Consider the following 16,490-nt stretch of genomic DNA (forward strand, 5'->3'; position numbering starts at 1 on the left):
ATTTTTTGCTGTTCCACGTGAAACAGCAAAAAATAAAAAGGGCGAAAACTCGCCCTTTTTCATTAACAACAGCGTGATATTTTTCCACCCTTTGCGTTAAATCTTGCTTCTTGTGCCTCAGCAAAAAATTGCTTTTGACATAAAACCTCTTCTTCAGGATGATGCTTTTTCATATGCTCCACATATACTTCATAACTTGGTACCCCAACGAGCAAACTAATAAAGCGCTTCCTTTCCCCCCATACTTGCCACAGCTTTTTAAGCATAGTTCCTCGACTCACTTTCATCTCTAGGAATATATGGTGCCTCTTTTAACGGCATTGGCTTATTTCTTAATACTTGTATCCAAATTCGAAGTGCTGAAATTAACACAGCGATTACAACTATCATAAAAATCCCACAAAGCGCTGCATCGATATAATCATTAAAAATAATTTGCTTCATTTGAGTAACATTTTTAGCTGGTGCTAACACTTTCCCTTCATCTAACGCTCCCTGAAACACCTTCGCGTGAGATAGAAATCCGATTTTAGGATTTTCATGAAATAGCTTTTGATAACCAGCTGTCATTGTTACAATAAGCAATCCCACAGTTGGAATAAGTGTTACCCAAACGTACGCCTTTTTCCCCATTTTGAACAAAATTGTCGTTCCAAGTAATAATGCAATACCTGCTAGCATTTGATTTGCAATACCGAAAAGTGGCCATAATGTATTAATTCCACCGAGCGGATCTATTACCCCTTGGTATAAGAAATATCCCCATCCTAATACACATAATGTTGTAGCGATTACATTCGCTAATGTAGAATCCGTTTTCCCAAATGGCTTATATACATGCCCTAAAATATCTTGAATCATAAATCGGCCGACACGCGTTCCGGCATCAATCGTTGTTAAAATAAATAGGGCTTCAAAGAGAATCGCAAAATGATACCAAAATGCCATCATGGCCGTTCCACCTATTACTTGTGAGAAAATATATGCCATACCTATCGCTAATGTTGGCGCACCACCTGTACGTGATAAAATCGTTTGCTCTCCAACATTTACAGCAAGATCTTTTAATTCATTTGGTGTAATAGCAAATCCCCATGAGGAAATAACTTGAGCTGCCTGCGAGACATCTGTACCGATAAGTGCTGCGGGACTATTAATTGCAAAATACGTTCCCGGTGTTAATACACAAGCTGCAATCATCGCCATCGCTGCTACAAACGACTCCATTAACATTGCTCCATAACCGATTGGCTGTGCGTGTCCCTCTTGCTCAATCATCTTCGGCGTCGTACCTGATGAAACAAGAGCATGGAATCCAGACACTGCACCACAAGCAATAGTAATAAATAAGAATGGGAATAAGTTTCCAGAGAACACAGGACCAGTTCCATCAATAAATTTCGAAACTGCTGGCATTTGTAAATCTGGTGCTACAATTAAGATACCGATTGCTAACCCTACAATTGTTCCAACTTTTAAAAATGTACTTAAATAATCACGTGGTGCTAAAAGCATCCAAACTGGTAATGCAGATGCAATAAATCCATATACAATAAGCATAATAGCAATTGTTTCACCACTAAATGTGAACATACTTGCAAGTGTTGGATTTTCTGCTACATACTGTCCTCCAACAAGAGATAAAATAAGTAGGATAATACCGATTACTGATCCTTCTCCAACACGACCAGGCCTAATATAGCGCATATAAACTCCCATTAAAATAGCGATAGGAATCGTTGCTGCTATCGTAAACATTCCCCAAGGACTTCCGATTAGTGCCTTTACTACGACCAACGCTAATACTGCTAATAAAATAATCATAATTCCTAAAATACCTATCATTGCAATTAGTCCTGTAACAGGTCCAATCTCATCTTTAATCATTTCTCCTAACGATTTACCATTACGTCTCATTGAAGCAAATAAAATAACAAAATCTTGGACAGCCCCCGCAACAACTACCCCAACAATAATCCAAATGGTCCCTGGTAAATACCCCATTTGTGCCGCTAAAATCGGTCCTACTAAAGGTCCCGCTCCAGCAATCGCTGCAAAGTGATGTCCAAACAATACCCACCTATTTGTTGGAACATAGTCTTTCCCATCATTTAATGTATGGGCTGGTGTTTGCCGATTATCATCTAAATTAAAAACCTTTCTCGCTATAAATCTACTATAAAAGCGATAAGCAACTGCATATACACATACGGCAGCTACTAAGAGCCATACAGCATTAATGGTTTCACCTTGTGATAAAGCTATTACCCCAAAAGCACCTGCTCCTACTGCTGTAATAACGCCCCAAAGTAAGATCGATTTCAATGTCTTCACATACAATTCCCCCAATACTATTTCTTAGTGGAGATTGTACTAAATTTTCTGAATATTTAACTTGAATCCTCCCTATCATGAAGGATTTTCAGTTTATCATGTTAAAATACTCTCATTATCTACTATAATTCAATGTTATTTCGAAGGCGTTTTACATAATTACGACTGACTGGAATCGGTTGCTCATCATACCTATCTAAATACAAATTATACGTGCCATTATAATAAGGTTTCAGTTCTTTTACATATGACATATTAATTAAATAGCTTTTATGTACACGTAAAAAATCATATGCATTTAGCTTATTTTCTAATTCCTGAAGTGTATATGTTGAAATATACTGATTATTCGTTGTGTAAATTGAAACAGTTTTATTTTCTTTATTTTTACTTACATATACGATATCTTCTGGAAGAATATATCGTATGCCCTCTTGACTTTCTATCGGTAGTTTTCGCAAATAACTCTTTGCTTTCTCGCCTTGTTCTTTACCTATTTTATATAAAAGAAATTGTAAATCTTCTTCACGAAATGGTCGCAATAAATAATAAAATGCTTGGAAACGAAAAGCTGTAATAGATTCTTCTATGTTTTCACCTACAAAAATAAATTTTGTATAGCAATTTATTTCTCGTAATAAACTTGCATATTCAAAACCAGTACCATCTAGTAATTTGGAACTTAAAAAAACAAAGTCTGGTATATGTTTTTTCATCATAAATAAAGATTCTGTTCCTGTCTTTGCTTCAAAATATTCTACATTTCTCATATTTTCAGTGAAATTTTCAGCTAACTCTCTTCTCTCTTCTGCCTCTTCCATAATCAGTAAAATTTTCATTTCTTCAACCACCTAATTCTTTGTCCATATGTCCTGTTGTATACATTCGCTTTTATAAGAAATAATCCTTTTTCTTACTATACCATTATTTATCTAAAAAAACAGAAAAAAGGAAACCCCTTCGGTTTCCTCTCCCCCTTTATCCTACATTAACTGCCTAGAAAGAGCCGAGTAGTGTAGGGTAATAAACGATCAGGCATACATTTAAAATTTCACTTTATACTAATTCTCGTTGCTTCGTTTCTTGTCCAAGTATTACTACAGCGAATACACCAATTAAGATTGATCCGCAGAAAATCGTAAATATTAATGATAGTGAAGCTTCTGAGGCAACTAAATACCCCACTAATAATGGTCCAAGAATACCACCAATACGCCCAAACGCTGCTGCCATTCCTGCACCTGTACCACGAATAACGGTTGGATACTGCTCAGGTGTATAGGCGTATAATGCTCCCCAAGCACCTAAGTTAAAGAAGGATAGTAACATACCTGCCACGATTAATACTGTTAATGAATCCGCAACCCCAAACAAATAGGCACTGCAAGCTGTCCCAATTAAATACGTAACCAAAACAAATTTACGACCGAGACGTTCAATAAACCAAGCAGCGGTGAAATATCCTGGAAGTTGAGCTAATGTCATAATAAGTACGTATTGGAAACTTTTTATTAAACTAAATCCTTTTAGCACCATTACACTCGGTAACCAAAGGAACATTCCATAATAGGAAAAGACAACACAAAACCATAGAATCCATAGCATAATTGTTGCTTTACGATATTCCCCAGACCAAACTGATTTTATATTTTCAATAACAGATGGCCTTTTTTCAACTTTTTGGAACCTTGGGGAATCCGGTAAATTCCATCTTAAATATAAAGCATATAGTGCTGGAATTGCACTCAATACCATCGCAACTTCCCAACCATATTTAGGAATAACAAAATACGAGATAAGAGCTGCAATTAGCCATCCACCTGCCCAAAAACTTTCTAATAACACAACAATTTTCCCACGCTCATGCGCTTCAACACTCTCTGATACTAGTGTAGAGGCAACTGGAAGCTCTCCGCCAAGCCCCATACCAATTAAAAAGCGTAAAACGAGAAACATTGCAAGTGTTGTTGTTAATGCAGTTAAACCACTACCGATAGAAAATAACAATAATGTAATAATAAAGACTGATTTTCGCCCTATTTTATCTGATAGTATCCCAAAAATAAGCGCTCCTACTGCCATACCGATTGAGTTAATACTACCTATCCAGCCCATTTCTTGCGTACTTAATCCCCAATCCTTTTGCAAGGCTACCATTACAAATGAAAGCATTCCAACATCCATTGCATCAAATAGCCATCCAAGCCCAGCTATACCAAGTAGTTTGCGCTTCGAAATTTCTTTTACCTTGCCCACTAGAAGTCCTCCTCACACAGGTGTCTTTACACATAATTTTACATGTGTGAATTGTATAAGTAAAATACTTTTGTGTAAAAAATTTCTCCTTCATCATTCCCAAAAAGTAAAACGTCTATCCCGATTGGTGAGGGCTAATAATCAGTAGGGATGCCTCACTGATTAAAGTTTCAATTTATTAAAAATGAACAAATAAAAAAAGCAGCGATATTTCGCTACTTTTTCGAACGCATTACTTCTTTTAAAAATTCCGCTAATACTAACTGACGACGCCAGCGTGTTGGATTACTGCATAATCTATAAAACCACTCTAAATGAATCGCTTGAATCCATTTTGGTGCACGTTTTACCTCTCCAGCCCATACGTCTAAACTTCCACCCACTCCAACAGCCATTTTCGTTTCTAAACGATGCTTATTGTTTTGGATAAAGTTCTCTTGTTTCGGGAAACCAAGTGCAACAAGTAATAAATCTGGTTTTGCTTCTTGAATGCGAGAAATAATATTCTCTTCGTCTTCTTGTTTAAAATAACCATCTTGTATACCGGCGATGGATACAGCTGAATATGTCTTTGTTAAATGATCTGCTGCAGCTTGTACAACATGCGGCTTTGCACCTAATAAGAAAACAGATACCGGCTTACTATCTTCAGATAACTTCGCAAGTAAATTACACATTAAATCAAAACCTGCTACACGTTCTTTTAAAGGTGTACCAAGCATCCCGCTTGCCTTTACAACCCCAATACCATCAGGTGTAATTAAATCTGTATTCAATAATGTTTGATAGAACTTTTCATCCTTTTTTGCGCACATAACAATTTCAGGGTTTGCTGTTACTACCTGAAACGTATGAGTTCGCTCCGCTTCTAGTTGTTCTTTTAAATATTGGACCGTTTCATCCATTGTCATTGTAGAAAAAGGAACGCCTAGAATATCAACTGTTTGTACTGCCATAGTTAACTATCCTCTCTATCATTACAAGTTTTTCGCTATTAATTGCTTATATGTTTCCTTTGTATCTTCATATAGTTTTTGAAGTGAGAAGTTCATAGTAGCATGCTCATAAATATGTTTACCCATTGCTGCTAACTCTCCAGTTTTCCACTTATCATACGCTTCTTCTAAAGCTAATGCTAATGCCTTTCCATCACCTGTTGGCACAATCCATCCGTAAGTTTCATCTACGATTAATGGTTCAATTTCTCCAGCCCTAGTCACAATTGATGGTACGCGTTGATTTGCCGCTTCTAATAAAACTAGTGGGAACCCTTCACTATGGGAAGTTAATAAATTTACATGTGACGACGCAAATAATTGTTTTACATCTTGACGATGTCCTAAAAACTCTACTTTATCGTTAATCCCTTTTTCAGTAGCTAATGACTTTAGATTTTCTTCTAATGGGCCATCGCCAACTAATAATACTTTAATTTTCTCTAATTTTGTTTGTTGTAACGCATCGAATAAAACTTCATGTCCTTTGACAGGATGTAATCGTGCTACTTGGATTGCCGTAAATACATCTTCATCAATATTGAACATTTCTTTTTTATTATAGCCTTCTGCTTTTTCCTTATCGTATTCAATTCCATTATAAATAACATGCATCTTTTCATTTGAAATACCTAATGCTGCCAGGCTTTTTTTCAATCTATTTGTTACAACGAAAAATAAGTCTATATTTTTTAAGGCTTTCAAATTTAATTTCGTAAAAATCCAACCTTTTAAGCCCTGTTTAGTAAAGTCTTGAAATGGATCACTATGAATAGTCGTTACCCATTTTGCCTTTATTCTCTTTTTCATTAAAGAAACATAGAAATTAGCCCTAGGGCCATGTGTATGAACTACATCAAATTTTTCTTTATTAATAAATTCACTTATATTCTTTAAAATGGATAAATCATAGCGCGATTTTTGTGAAAACACATGGACTTTTATCCCTAACTCCCTTGCTTCCTTCGCAACAATTCCATCTTCAAATACTGCTAATTCTACTTCACCAGTTGGAAACTGATCGAGAAGTGAAATAATATGTGTTTTCCCTCCCCCATCTTCTGCTCCTGCATTCATATGCAATATTCTCATATTTTTTCCTCCTTTAAATCCTCGCTACGTTTCCATCTATTTTTATTTTACTGTACTAAAAAATAAAAGCTAACAAAAGTTAGCTTTTATTTTTATCATTCAATTTCTAGGTCTACTATTAGATAAGCTAACACCACTACAAAGTAAATCCCAACTCCTGGTGCTGTTAAAATATGTCCTGCAATATAAGCAATACCTAACGCTAACAATAAGCTTGCTGAAATCATTCCATATTTTATATTGAATATGTCCTTAAATCTCGTAGCAAATGCTAGTAAAATTCTTAGCCCGTAATAAATAAATGGAATCATTAGTAATACAAAGCCAATAATCCCGAAATCATAAAACCAATCATGGAAGTCCATTTCAATTAGTTTTGGATCTGGCTGCTTTTGTTCATTGTATTTAAAGTTACCTGCATAACCCATTCCTAATAACTTTTGTGACATTGGCGCTTCTTTAAAGAACTGCTTATGTCTTTCTTCATATACTTGACGTCCACTGAAAATAAGATTTTCTTGATTTTCTTTCTTTTGCTCTTTCTCAAGCTCTTTCTTAACTTCCTCTTCTATCTTCGCCTTTTCTTCTGGCTTTTCAACTTTATGATGATTTTCTTCTTTTGCTTTAAGTTCTTGCTCTTTTTTCAGCTTCTCTTTAATTTCTTTTTCTTTTTGACCTTGCTGTGCCACATTTTGCTCTGATAAATAATTATTGTGAATACCCATATTTTGTGCTAATGGTGTTTGTTTAAACGTCCCAACTACACCAGCTAATAGGACCATAGCAATTACTGCATTAAGCGCAAGGGATTTTTTGTTCGGATTTTTTCTATCAAATAATAATTGTAGTACAATGATTCCGATTGCTGCCCCTAACGTAGCACCAATTGAGCCCATTCCAACTTTTGTACCGACTTGAATTAGCGAATAAATCATTAAAAGTGATGGAATCCAATATAAAATGTGTTTCCAGCTCTTTGTTTTTTGAATAGAATATAGTACCACAATAGGGAAAATAATAGCTAAGATTGAACCTAGTTCATTCCCTGCATAGAACCAACCTCGAGAACCAACCTTCATCCATTCATAACTACCAAAGTCAGTAGATGTTGAAATAGAAATAACCATAATTGCGTTAATGATTAATGTAGAATATACAATACTATTTCGAACCTTATCACTAATATTAACTGTCTTTTTCAATGATTTTAAAGCTAAAATATATGATCCCAGCATGATATATATATACAATGCTTTCGCAACGAATTTAACCTCTTCACCAAGTACAATAGGATTTTTAACTAGTTTGTTATTAATAAACCCTATCCCTAAAACTCCGGCTAATAATATAAGATAAATTAAAAACTTTCTATTTTCCTTCTCTTTTGCCTGAATTAAAATGTAAATACCACCAACAGCCATAATAAGGAATCTTACTAAAATTCCAACGGTAGCATTTGACTTTAATAAAGTGATGCTAAGAGACGTTAATAAATCTAAAACAGGCTGTAAAATAATAAAAAAGAGCAAAAAATGCTCAAATCTAACCCTAGCTTGATTTGCTAACATTCCAAGACCTCCATACAAAATCTTAACATTATCTTTTAATCATAATTTTTTATCATTCAAACACACCTAGCAATTATAACATAACTCATATTCAAATCGAGAACTATTTTTCCAGCTAAAACTAGCCAGGACAAGTATTAATAAGTAATAAAAATCATCGTCCTTTAGCTATACTCCCCTATTTTTACAAAATCTATCTAACAACCATCCCCTTATTTTTGTCAGTATATACATATTTTTTTATCATTTTATACAAATATAAATATCTCACCTCTAATTGTAATATTTCACCAAATTAACAACATCAAAAAATGTAAAATTAATCTTTTCATATCTTTTTCAGATTACTTTATGGTTATTTTCCAAACATTTTCAAACGCTTTCTTTATGAATTTTATCCGTTTTTCTACATGTAGCGAAAAGTAATTGTTATTTCCAATACTTTAGTGTATATTTTTTCTCTGGAACATCTTTAAGAGGAAGGGATTAAGGCCATGTTATTAATCGATATATTTACGTTTCTTGGCATTATCGCCGCTGCCATTTCTGGTACATTAGTTGGTTTAAAAAAAGATTTAGATTTATTTGGTGTCCTTTGTTTAGCTGTAGCCACTGCGCTCGGCGGCGGTATTATTCGTGATATCATGATTGGTAACCTGCCCCCTGTCGCATTTGTAAAACCCATTTACTTTTTCGTAAGTGTATTATCAGCATTATTTACTTGTATGTTTTTTGAGCGTATCAATAAACTTCAAGTCGTTATTATGCTTTCTGATGCTGTTGGCTTAGGCGTTTTTACAGCTATTGGTGCAAATGCGGCAATGTCACATCATGTTGACGCCTCATTTCTAGTTGTTTCAATGGGAGTCATTACAGGTATTGGAGGCGGTATTTTGCGTGACATTTGTGCTCAAGATATCCCTTACGTATTCCGAAAAGAGATTTACGCAATCGCTTCTATCTTAGGAGCAATTAGCTTCCTAATTACACACGCTATGGGGGCGCACGTATTAGCTTTCTATGTTTGTTTATTAGTAACATTCGTTATTCGTGTCGTCACTGTAATATATAATGTGCATTTCCCTGTTTTCTTTAAAACACATGCTAAAATTAATAAAGGCCATTAAGAGAATTCTAGATAGAATTCTCTTAATTTATATACTATTCAACGAACTAATATAGAGTAATTATATATAAGCATATATAATTACTCTATATTAGTTTTAAAATTGAAAACGTTTTATATACAGGGGGAAGAATGATGCTTGGGGTTTTCAAAAAAAATATTAATAAAACAAATGCCAGTATAATCGAATTAAGTAAGAACCAACAAATAACTTTTAATGTACCTACTAATTCTGAATTAAAAATTCAAATGGATATGCTACATATTTCAAAAGAAGATTTACAAGTTGTAAAAGTGCTACAGCCTTTTATTTATGCAGAAATTGATTGGATTACTGAAAAATTCTATGCCAACATTACAAAACAACCTAATTTAATTACTATTATTGAGCGTTACAGCTCTATTCCAAAACTAAAACAAACTTTAAAAACACATATTAAAGAATTATTCAGCGGCAATATGCATGAAGATTTTATTGAACAGCGTGTTAGGATTGCCAAAAGGCATGTACAAATTGGTTTACATCGAAAATGGTATACTGCTGCTTATCAAGAATTATTCCGCTCTATCATGAAGATTTTGCAAACAAAAATAACGACAATCGATGATTTTTCATATTCTATAAATGTTATAAATAAATTATTCACTCTTGAACAAGAACTTGTTCTTGCAGCTTATGAATCTGAATATGAAAGAATGCAAAAAGAGCATGAGAAAGAAAAAGAATTAACTGCTATGACAATTACGCATATCGCAACAGAACTAGCTGCTGTATCTGAAAAAACAAGCTCTTCTATTCAAAAACTAACCGCCAAATCTGAAACTATTGTAGAGATTGCTAAAACAGGTACATCATTAGCTACAACATCTGAAGAAAAAGCGAATAAAGGGAAAGAACAATTAAACCAGCAAAACAAACGAATGGGATCTATTCAAATGAATATGGAAACGATTATTACAGATACTCATGAACTTCTCAATATTTCTAACAAAATTAATGAAATCATAGATATTGTTAAATCGATTGCGGAGCAAACAAATTTACTCGCACTAAATGCTGCTATTGAGTCGGCACGTGCTGGAGAATTTGGGAAAGGGTTTTCTGTTGTTGCTGGCGAAATCCGAAAATTATCAGAGCAAACGAAAGAATCTATATTTAACGTTACAAAGCTCGTCGAAAAAACAAATGAACAAATTACTCGTGTCTCGTCTTCTGTGAAACAAATTAGCTCTCTCGTATCGGAAGGAACAGATAGTATGTCGGCAACAGATCGATACTTCCAAGAAATCGTAAAAGATATGTCTAACTCAAAAGAACAGAATAAGAAAATTGAACACGAACTACAAGCTATTTCACAAGTAATGAAAGGAATTCAAGATGATTCCTCACAAATGGCTCTAACAGCCGATAATTTGCAACTAGAACTAAATCGATAAGATGAAATTTAGTAGTCAAGCATACTTTTCATCTGTACTAACTACTAAATTTCATCTTCCATCAAAAAAAGAATCCAGAATGGATTCTTTTTATTTTCTGAAAAATATTTTTTGACAATACACATAACTCATATAAACACCAAAGCTCTGCAAAATAAACAATGCTGGCATAATTACATTGTAATATGCCATATCTACTTGGAAGAGCTTTAACAATACGTATCCACTAATTAAAAATAAGAACAACATATATCCCTCATTTTGTTGTTTCTTAATAAGGAAGTGTAATAGAGCTATAGTCATAAACAATGTTACGGCTATATATATCAGTTTTTCATATTTGAAAAGAATAGAATTTATCCCCTCATCTGAAAACTGATTTATCATCGGTTCTAAAAGTTTAAATCTTTCTCCCTCAATCTCTTTTAACTTTTGATCAATATGCTCTGTTACACTTTGATTTTTCGATATTTTTTCTTCATGTTGCGTTTTTCCAATTAAAACAGATTGAACATACGTCTCATTCGCAATCGTATATTGTGACATTCCCATTGTCTTAATTCCATAATTCACACCAAAATGGGCACTATAAAATAGAATAAGTATCCCTATCATCTTTAGTAACACCTTTTGTTTCGTTGCTGATTGAAATACTTCGATTAATAATACATATACCGTGATAAAAATAGGAAGAAATAATCCCATTGGGAAAATCATATTACTAAATGCAAATAAAATCGCTGAAAATACCCACATATAAGGATGATCTAATCCTTTATATAAAAGTATGTAACAAGCAAAATAAAATAAAAATATTGCAAGTGACTCAGGAGTTAATACGGAACTCATGAATATATTTGGAATATACAGAGCATAAAAGATAGAAGCAATACGACCGCATTCTTCTCCAAAAACCATTGCTGCAATACGATAAATAAAAAATGCGGTTCCTGCGCAAAATAACACATTAAATAGTTGTAAAGCGAATAATGTATCACCAAATATACGAATAATTACTGACTCATATATAATAAAAGGCAAATGAGTTACAGTCTCTATATTATTACCAATTGCAATCTGCTTTGCAGACTCATACATCACTTTCAGATCACCAATTATTGGAGCGTCTACAAATAACAGCATACTAAGTCTCACAACTATAGATATACTTATAAGAAAAATAAGAAATTGTTTATCTGTAAAACGATATTGTAGAATTGATGCCACTAACAAAATGAGTATGATAAAAATTGCTAATATGATTGTTACACTTGTTGTACTTCCTCCAAAAAATTGCTTACTTTTCTCAAATGCTGCCCAACAACTATAAACAAAAAATGCGAGCATCGCACCGATTGTAATTTTATTAAAGAAAGATGAAAAATTTGTTTGTATATGATTCATATGTCCATTGCACCTCTATTTCCATTCATAACAAAACGATTCTATCATGAATGAGTACACGGCTGATAGAGAATTTCTATGACAAATACATAGTCATTACTTTTTACTTGCAATGTAAGCGAATCCTCTTTTACACTACATTTTAGATAAAATAAATTTTCTTTCAGTTACATGAATACAAATACAGAAGTTTAAATAATCCTCTTTTGGAATACACTTTACTTCATTAAATATCTAATATGAGTAATCCGCTTACACATATTATTCTGATTGAAAACAGACTATAGGGGCTGAATATATGGAAAAGAAATTCATGCGAGAATCTAAAGCAATTAAGACAACACGTGTTTTTCCTAACGATTTAAATAATCACCAAACACTTTTTGGAGGGAAATTATTAGCAGAAATTGATAGTATTGCTTCGATTGCGGCTGCAAGACATAGTCGTAAACATTGCGTAACAGCATCTATTGATTCAGTTGATTTTTTAACTCCAATTCACCAGGCTGATTCTGTTTGTTATGAAGCATTTGTATGTTATACAGGGAAATCTTCAATGGAAGTTTTCGTAAAAGTAATCGCAGAAAATTTATTAGCAGGCGAGCGTAGAATTGCTGCTACTTGCTTCATTACATTTGTAGCAATAAAAGATGGAAAACCTTCGTCGGTACCACAAGTACTACCTGAAACTGAGGAAGAACATTGGTTATACACAACCGGTTCAGAACGTGCGGAAAATAGAAAAAAAGGACGTTTAAAAAGCAAAGAAATGGCTGAGGTTTTAACTTTAAATAAACCTTGGAATATTTAATACAATACTCTTCCATATACATGCACAGATTTTTTCTTCCTTGCATGTATTTTTTTATACAAAATATCACCTCTTACCATTTTATTCTCAATCTGTTCTCCTAAATCATGCACCAGCTTTTCCTTTATTTTGTTATACTGTTAATGGTATATTAAATAAAGTTCGTTTAAAAATAACCATAATATGATTAAGTATATAAGGGATGGTGCGGTAATGACTATTGAAGTACCAATTTCAATACCAAAAACGTTAATTATTATTCCAGCGTATAACGAGGAAGAAGCAATTGCAGATACATTAACAAGATTATTAAAACTAAAACAGCATTTTACAGGATTAAGCATTTGTGTTATTAATGATGGATCACACGATAAAACAGCTCAAATCGTACAAGATTTTCCTGTTCACCTTGTGAATTTACCATATAACCTAGGTATTGGCTCAGCTGTACAAACTGGATATAAATACGCATATGAGAACGGATATGATATTGCGATTCAGTTCGATGCTGATGGACAACATAATCCAGATGATTTATATAAAATTATAAAGCCAATCGCTGAAGATGAATGCGATATGGTGCTAGGGTCACGTTTTACAGAAAAAACAGCATATAAAGGTAGTATTTCCAGAAGGATCGGTATTTTTTATTTTACTGCCCTATTGAAAGTACTAACAAAACAAACATTTATGGATCCAACTTCTGGATATCGTGCTATCAATCGAGAAGTAATTAAAATTTTTGCACACAACTATCCAAAAGATTATCCAGAACCAGAAGTTCTTATTCATTTAAAAAAGAAAAAACTTCGCATTAATGAAATATCTGTAAATATGCAAGAGCGACAAGGTGGACAATCTTCTATCACACCTTTTAAATCTGCATATTACATGATTAAAGTAAGTCTTGCTATATTGATGCAAAAAATCGTGAAAGGTTGATAATAAATGCCTATAATTACCTTTTCATTCATCTTTATTTTATTATTATTATTATTAATTATTAATTCCATTCGCCGTGGAACTTTAGAAACGAAATATGCTGTTTTATGGATTTTTGTTTGTATTGCAATGGCTATTTTAAGTTCTACCGATAAAATTATAAACTGGATTGGAAAACTATTAAAAGTAGAATATCCCCCTTCCATTTTATTCTTATTTGGACTATTATTCTGTTTCATCTTAATTTTTGACCTAACAAGAAAAATTTCTAAACAACATCATCAACTTGTAACATTAACGCAAGATTATGCGTTACTAAAGCAAAAATTAAATGCAACTGAGCCAGACAAAGACTAACCTAATATTTCATAGCTAATATAAAAAACCTCTTAATTTATTGCAAAAATTAAGAGGTTTTTTATTCTTAATAATAATTTATTCGCCTTCACAATCGTTAAGATAGATACATCCTACTTAACTAATAAGTTAAAATGACATGAATAAGAAGTTATATGCAAGAGACATGATAAAGCTGTTTGAAATACGAGAATTAACCATAAGAATCTAACTTCCCGCCACCTTTTTAATAGAAAGTTGATTTACAAAGTTTATATGCGTTAAACTTATACAGATGTTCTTGTAATCTTCTTCCTTTCAAAAGGCTTGTATATATGATGCAAGACATAAAAAACTTGAGGAGATAAAAATTCTATGATGGAACAAAAGCAACTTGTTTCTGTTGTCATACCCCTGTATAACACGGAAAAATATATTGAAGAAACGATGCAGTCAATACTAGATCAAACATATAAAAATATCGAAATTGTAATTGTAGATGATGGAAGTAAAGATCAATCACCTTCTATTGTGAAAAACCTTGCTGAAAAATATCCAGGGCAAGTAAAATACGTTCATCAAAAAAACCAAGGTGTTTCAGTAGCTCGTAATACGGGTATTGAAAATGCTAGTGGAGAATATGTCGCTTTTCTTGATAGCGATGACTTATGGCATCCAACTAAAATTGAGAAGCAAGTCGAAAGTATGCATAAAAACAACATGGACGCTTGCTATTGTGGTTATATGAATTTCTACGAAGAAACAGGTGAGAAGGTTGAACATACAACAAACTTTATTAAAGGTGATATGGCAAAAGCATTCCTAACGCATCAAGTTGTTGCTCAAACAAGTACTTGGATTTTCAAACGATCCATCGTAATGGATCATAACATTCGTTTTACACCAGAATGTAGTTGGGGCGAAGATTTAGAGTTTTTATTTAAACTTATGAGTGTGACAAATGTATGTTATGTCCATGAATACTTAACTTATTATAGAATCTTATCAGAAGGAAATCTTTCTTCTAAGTATAAAGATTATGAATTAAAAACGACAAAAGAGCTGGAAGTATTCAATCGTATGAAGGAATGGGTACATAATAAATCTCAAGATTTCATTACAAAAGATTCTCAGTTACTTATTGAAATTCTTGAGACTTATTTATTCCCTTATACAGTCATCAATAACGCTTGTATATATATTAAAGAAAACTCTCAATTAGATAAATCACAAGTTCAATTAATCAAAAAAGATATAAAGAAATATTGCCGTAAAATCTATTCAAAGAATGGAAAACGTAGTAAAAAACTATATGCAATGCTTTGGTTTGTACGAATTAAATTTCTGTTTTCTTAAACTGAAAATATAACGATACTCTCTCTTTCTGTGAACAAATCAAATTTACAAATAGGACAAGCTAACCGGGTCCTAAAGAATAGAAAGGTCTTTTCTCATGAAAACAAATAAAATTCTAAAAAACGCATCCTACCTGTTTGTAGGAAACATTACTGTCCGTTTTGTACTGGCTATTGCAACAATTTTCTTTGCAAGGTATGTTTCTCCAAGTGATTACGGTATGTTTACAACTGCGTTAGCAGTTTCAGCTGTTATTTGTTACTTTACAGATGCAGGTTTAACACATACGTTTATGCGTGAAGGAACGAGAAGCGATGCTAATATTAGCGTGCTAATAAGTAGTTACTTACGTATTCGTTTAATATTAGCTATCGTAATTTCTGTACTTTTCGCTATTTTTGCCCAGTTCTTCTATCCCGATGCTTACTTACGCGCGATGGTATATTGGGTTGTTCTACCAACAATGTTCGGAGCAACCTTACAAGGTGTTGGAATGGCTTACTTCCAAGTAACAGAACGCATGCAATTTACAGCTATTATTTCTGTACTACAAGGTGTAACTGCTGCTGCTGCCCTATTACTAGGGATGTCTTTCCAATGGTCACTTATGATGGTTGCTGCCATGTACGGGGTATCTAGTCTTGTAACAGGTGTTATCGCCTTTATAATGACAATACGTTATACGAAGGTCCATAAGGGTTGGGATAAAGGCATTTTAGATCAACTACTTATTTTTACAATCAATGGCATCATCATTATGCTCTTACCACAATTGGGCCCTATTATATTAGAAAAGGTTTCAACGTATAATCAAGTTGGATTCTTTGGTGCTG

The 16,490-nt window shown here is 33.3% G+C and carries 15 protein-coding genes and 1 pseudogene; 8 read left to right on the forward strand and 8 right to left on the reverse strand.

Annotation, left to right across the window (positions count from 1 at the left end; translation table 11 throughout):
- Window positions 1–62 precede the first annotated feature (62 nt).
- From MR107_RS17695 to MR107_RS17725, 7 genes are all read right to left on the reverse strand, one after another.
- A complete protein-coding gene (locus MR107_RS17695; RefSeq protein ID WP_000914503.1) occupies window positions 63–266 on the reverse strand; it encodes a YbdD/YjiX family protein in 204 nt (67 codons plus the stop codon).
- Window positions 259–2,334, reverse strand: a complete 2,076-nt coding sequence (cstA, locus tag MR107_RS17700; protein WP_017657619.1) for a carbon starvation protein CstA — start codon at window positions 2,332–2,334, stop codon at window positions 259–261. The genes MR107_RS17695 and cstA overlap by 8 nt, the downstream gene beginning before the upstream one ends.
- Window positions 2,335–2,456: 122 nt before the next feature.
- Window positions 2,457–3,173: a LytR/AlgR family response regulator transcription factor gene (locus MR107_RS17705; protein ID WP_017657618.1), complete on the reverse strand. Its 717-nt coding sequence runs from the start codon at window positions 3,171–3,173 to the stop codon at window positions 2,457–2,459.
- Between the two features lie 217 nt (window positions 3,174–3,390).
- Entirely contained in the window at window positions 3,391–4,590 is a 1,200-nt protein-coding gene (locus MR107_RS17710) for an MFS transporter (protein ID WP_017657617.1), read from the reverse strand.
- 215 nt (window positions 4,591–4,805) lie between these two features.
- Window positions 4,806–5,546, reverse strand: coding sequence for a WecB/TagA/CpsF family glycosyltransferase (locus MR107_RS17715; RefSeq protein WP_000290747.1), 741 nt, complete (start codon window positions 5,544–5,546; stop codon window positions 4,806–4,808).
- A gap of 21 nt (window positions 5,547–5,567) precedes the next feature.
- On the reverse strand, window positions 5,568–6,677 hold the full coding sequence (locus tag MR107_RS17720; protein WP_001221227.1) for a glycosyltransferase family 4 protein: 1,110 nt from the start codon (window positions 6,675–6,677) through the stop codon (window positions 5,568–5,570).
- Window positions 6,678–6,772: 95 nt separating this feature from the next.
- On the reverse strand, window positions 6,773–8,245 hold the full coding sequence (locus MR107_RS17725; RefSeq protein ID WP_000880755.1) for an O-antigen ligase family protein: 1,473 nt from the start codon (window positions 8,243–8,245) through the stop codon (window positions 6,773–6,775).
- A gap of 494 nt (window positions 8,246–8,739) precedes the next feature.
- Between MR107_RS17725 and MR107_RS17730 the strand changes: the two genes are divergently transcribed.
- The 3 genes and pseudogenes from MR107_RS17730 to MR107_RS32010 all read left to right on the forward strand — a co-directional run bounded on the left by MR107_RS17730 (window position 8,740) and on the right by MR107_RS32010 (window position 10,808).
- Window positions 8,740–9,372, forward strand: a complete 633-nt coding sequence (locus MR107_RS17730; protein WP_000924371.1) for a trimeric intracellular cation channel family protein — start codon at window positions 8,740–8,742, stop codon at window positions 9,370–9,372.
- 134 nt (window positions 9,373–9,506) lie between these two features.
- Window positions 9,507–10,052: pseudogene (locus MR107_RS32005) on the forward strand (protoglobin family protein); the annotation flags it as partial.
- 54 nt (window positions 10,053–10,106) lie between these two features.
- Complete coding sequence (locus tag MR107_RS32010; RefSeq protein ID WP_370658441.1) at window positions 10,107–10,808, forward strand: methyl-accepting chemotaxis protein; 702 nt, start codon at window positions 10,107–10,109, stop codon at window positions 10,806–10,808.
- 90 nt (window positions 10,809–10,898) lie between these two features.
- Here the strand turns inward: MR107_RS32010 and MR107_RS17740 are convergent, their stop codons facing one another.
- Complete coding sequence (locus tag MR107_RS17740) at window positions 10,899–12,212, reverse strand: ArnT family glycosyltransferase (RefSeq protein ID WP_001015630.1); 1,314 nt, start codon at window positions 12,210–12,212, stop codon at window positions 10,899–10,901.
- A gap of 298 nt (window positions 12,213–12,510) precedes the next feature.
- Here MR107_RS17740 and MR107_RS17745 point away from each other — a divergent pair, with 298 nt between their 5' ends.
- From MR107_RS17745 to MR107_RS17765, 5 genes are all read left to right on the forward strand, one after another.
- Window positions 12,511–13,023 (forward strand): acyl-CoA thioesterase, encoded by a 513-nt coding sequence (locus MR107_RS17745; RefSeq protein WP_000412123.1) that lies wholly within the window; start codon window positions 12,511–12,513, stop codon window positions 13,021–13,023.
- A 213-nt stretch (window positions 13,024–13,236) separates the two neighbouring features.
- On the forward strand, window positions 13,237–13,965 hold the full coding sequence (locus MR107_RS17750; protein ID WP_000151539.1) for a glycosyltransferase family 2 protein: 729 nt from the start codon (window positions 13,237–13,239) through the stop codon (window positions 13,963–13,965).
- Window positions 13,966–13,971: 6 nt separating this feature from the next.
- Window positions 13,972–14,322 carry a DUF2304 domain-containing protein gene (locus MR107_RS17755; protein WP_001121774.1) on the forward strand — a complete coding sequence of 117 codons (351 nt, stop codon included), beginning with the start codon at window positions 13,972–13,974 and terminating at the stop codon, window positions 14,320–14,322.
- A 354-nt stretch (window positions 14,323–14,676) separates the two neighbouring features.
- Complete coding sequence (locus MR107_RS17760; protein ID WP_000970530.1) at window positions 14,677–15,657, forward strand: glycosyltransferase family 2 protein; 981 nt, start codon at window positions 14,677–14,679, stop codon at window positions 15,655–15,657.
- A 97-nt stretch (window positions 15,658–15,754) separates the two neighbouring features.
- A partial coding sequence (locus MR107_RS17765; RefSeq protein WP_242292566.1) for an oligosaccharide flippase family protein occupies window positions 15,755–16,490 on the forward strand: 736 nt, incomplete at its 3' end.

Origin of the sequence: Bacillus cereus group sp. BfR-BA-01441 (assembly GCF_022663075.1) — a bacterium.
In the GTDB taxonomy this organism is placed as follows: Bacteria; Bacillota; Bacilli; order Bacillales; family Bacillaceae_G; genus Bacillus_A; species Bacillus_A cereus.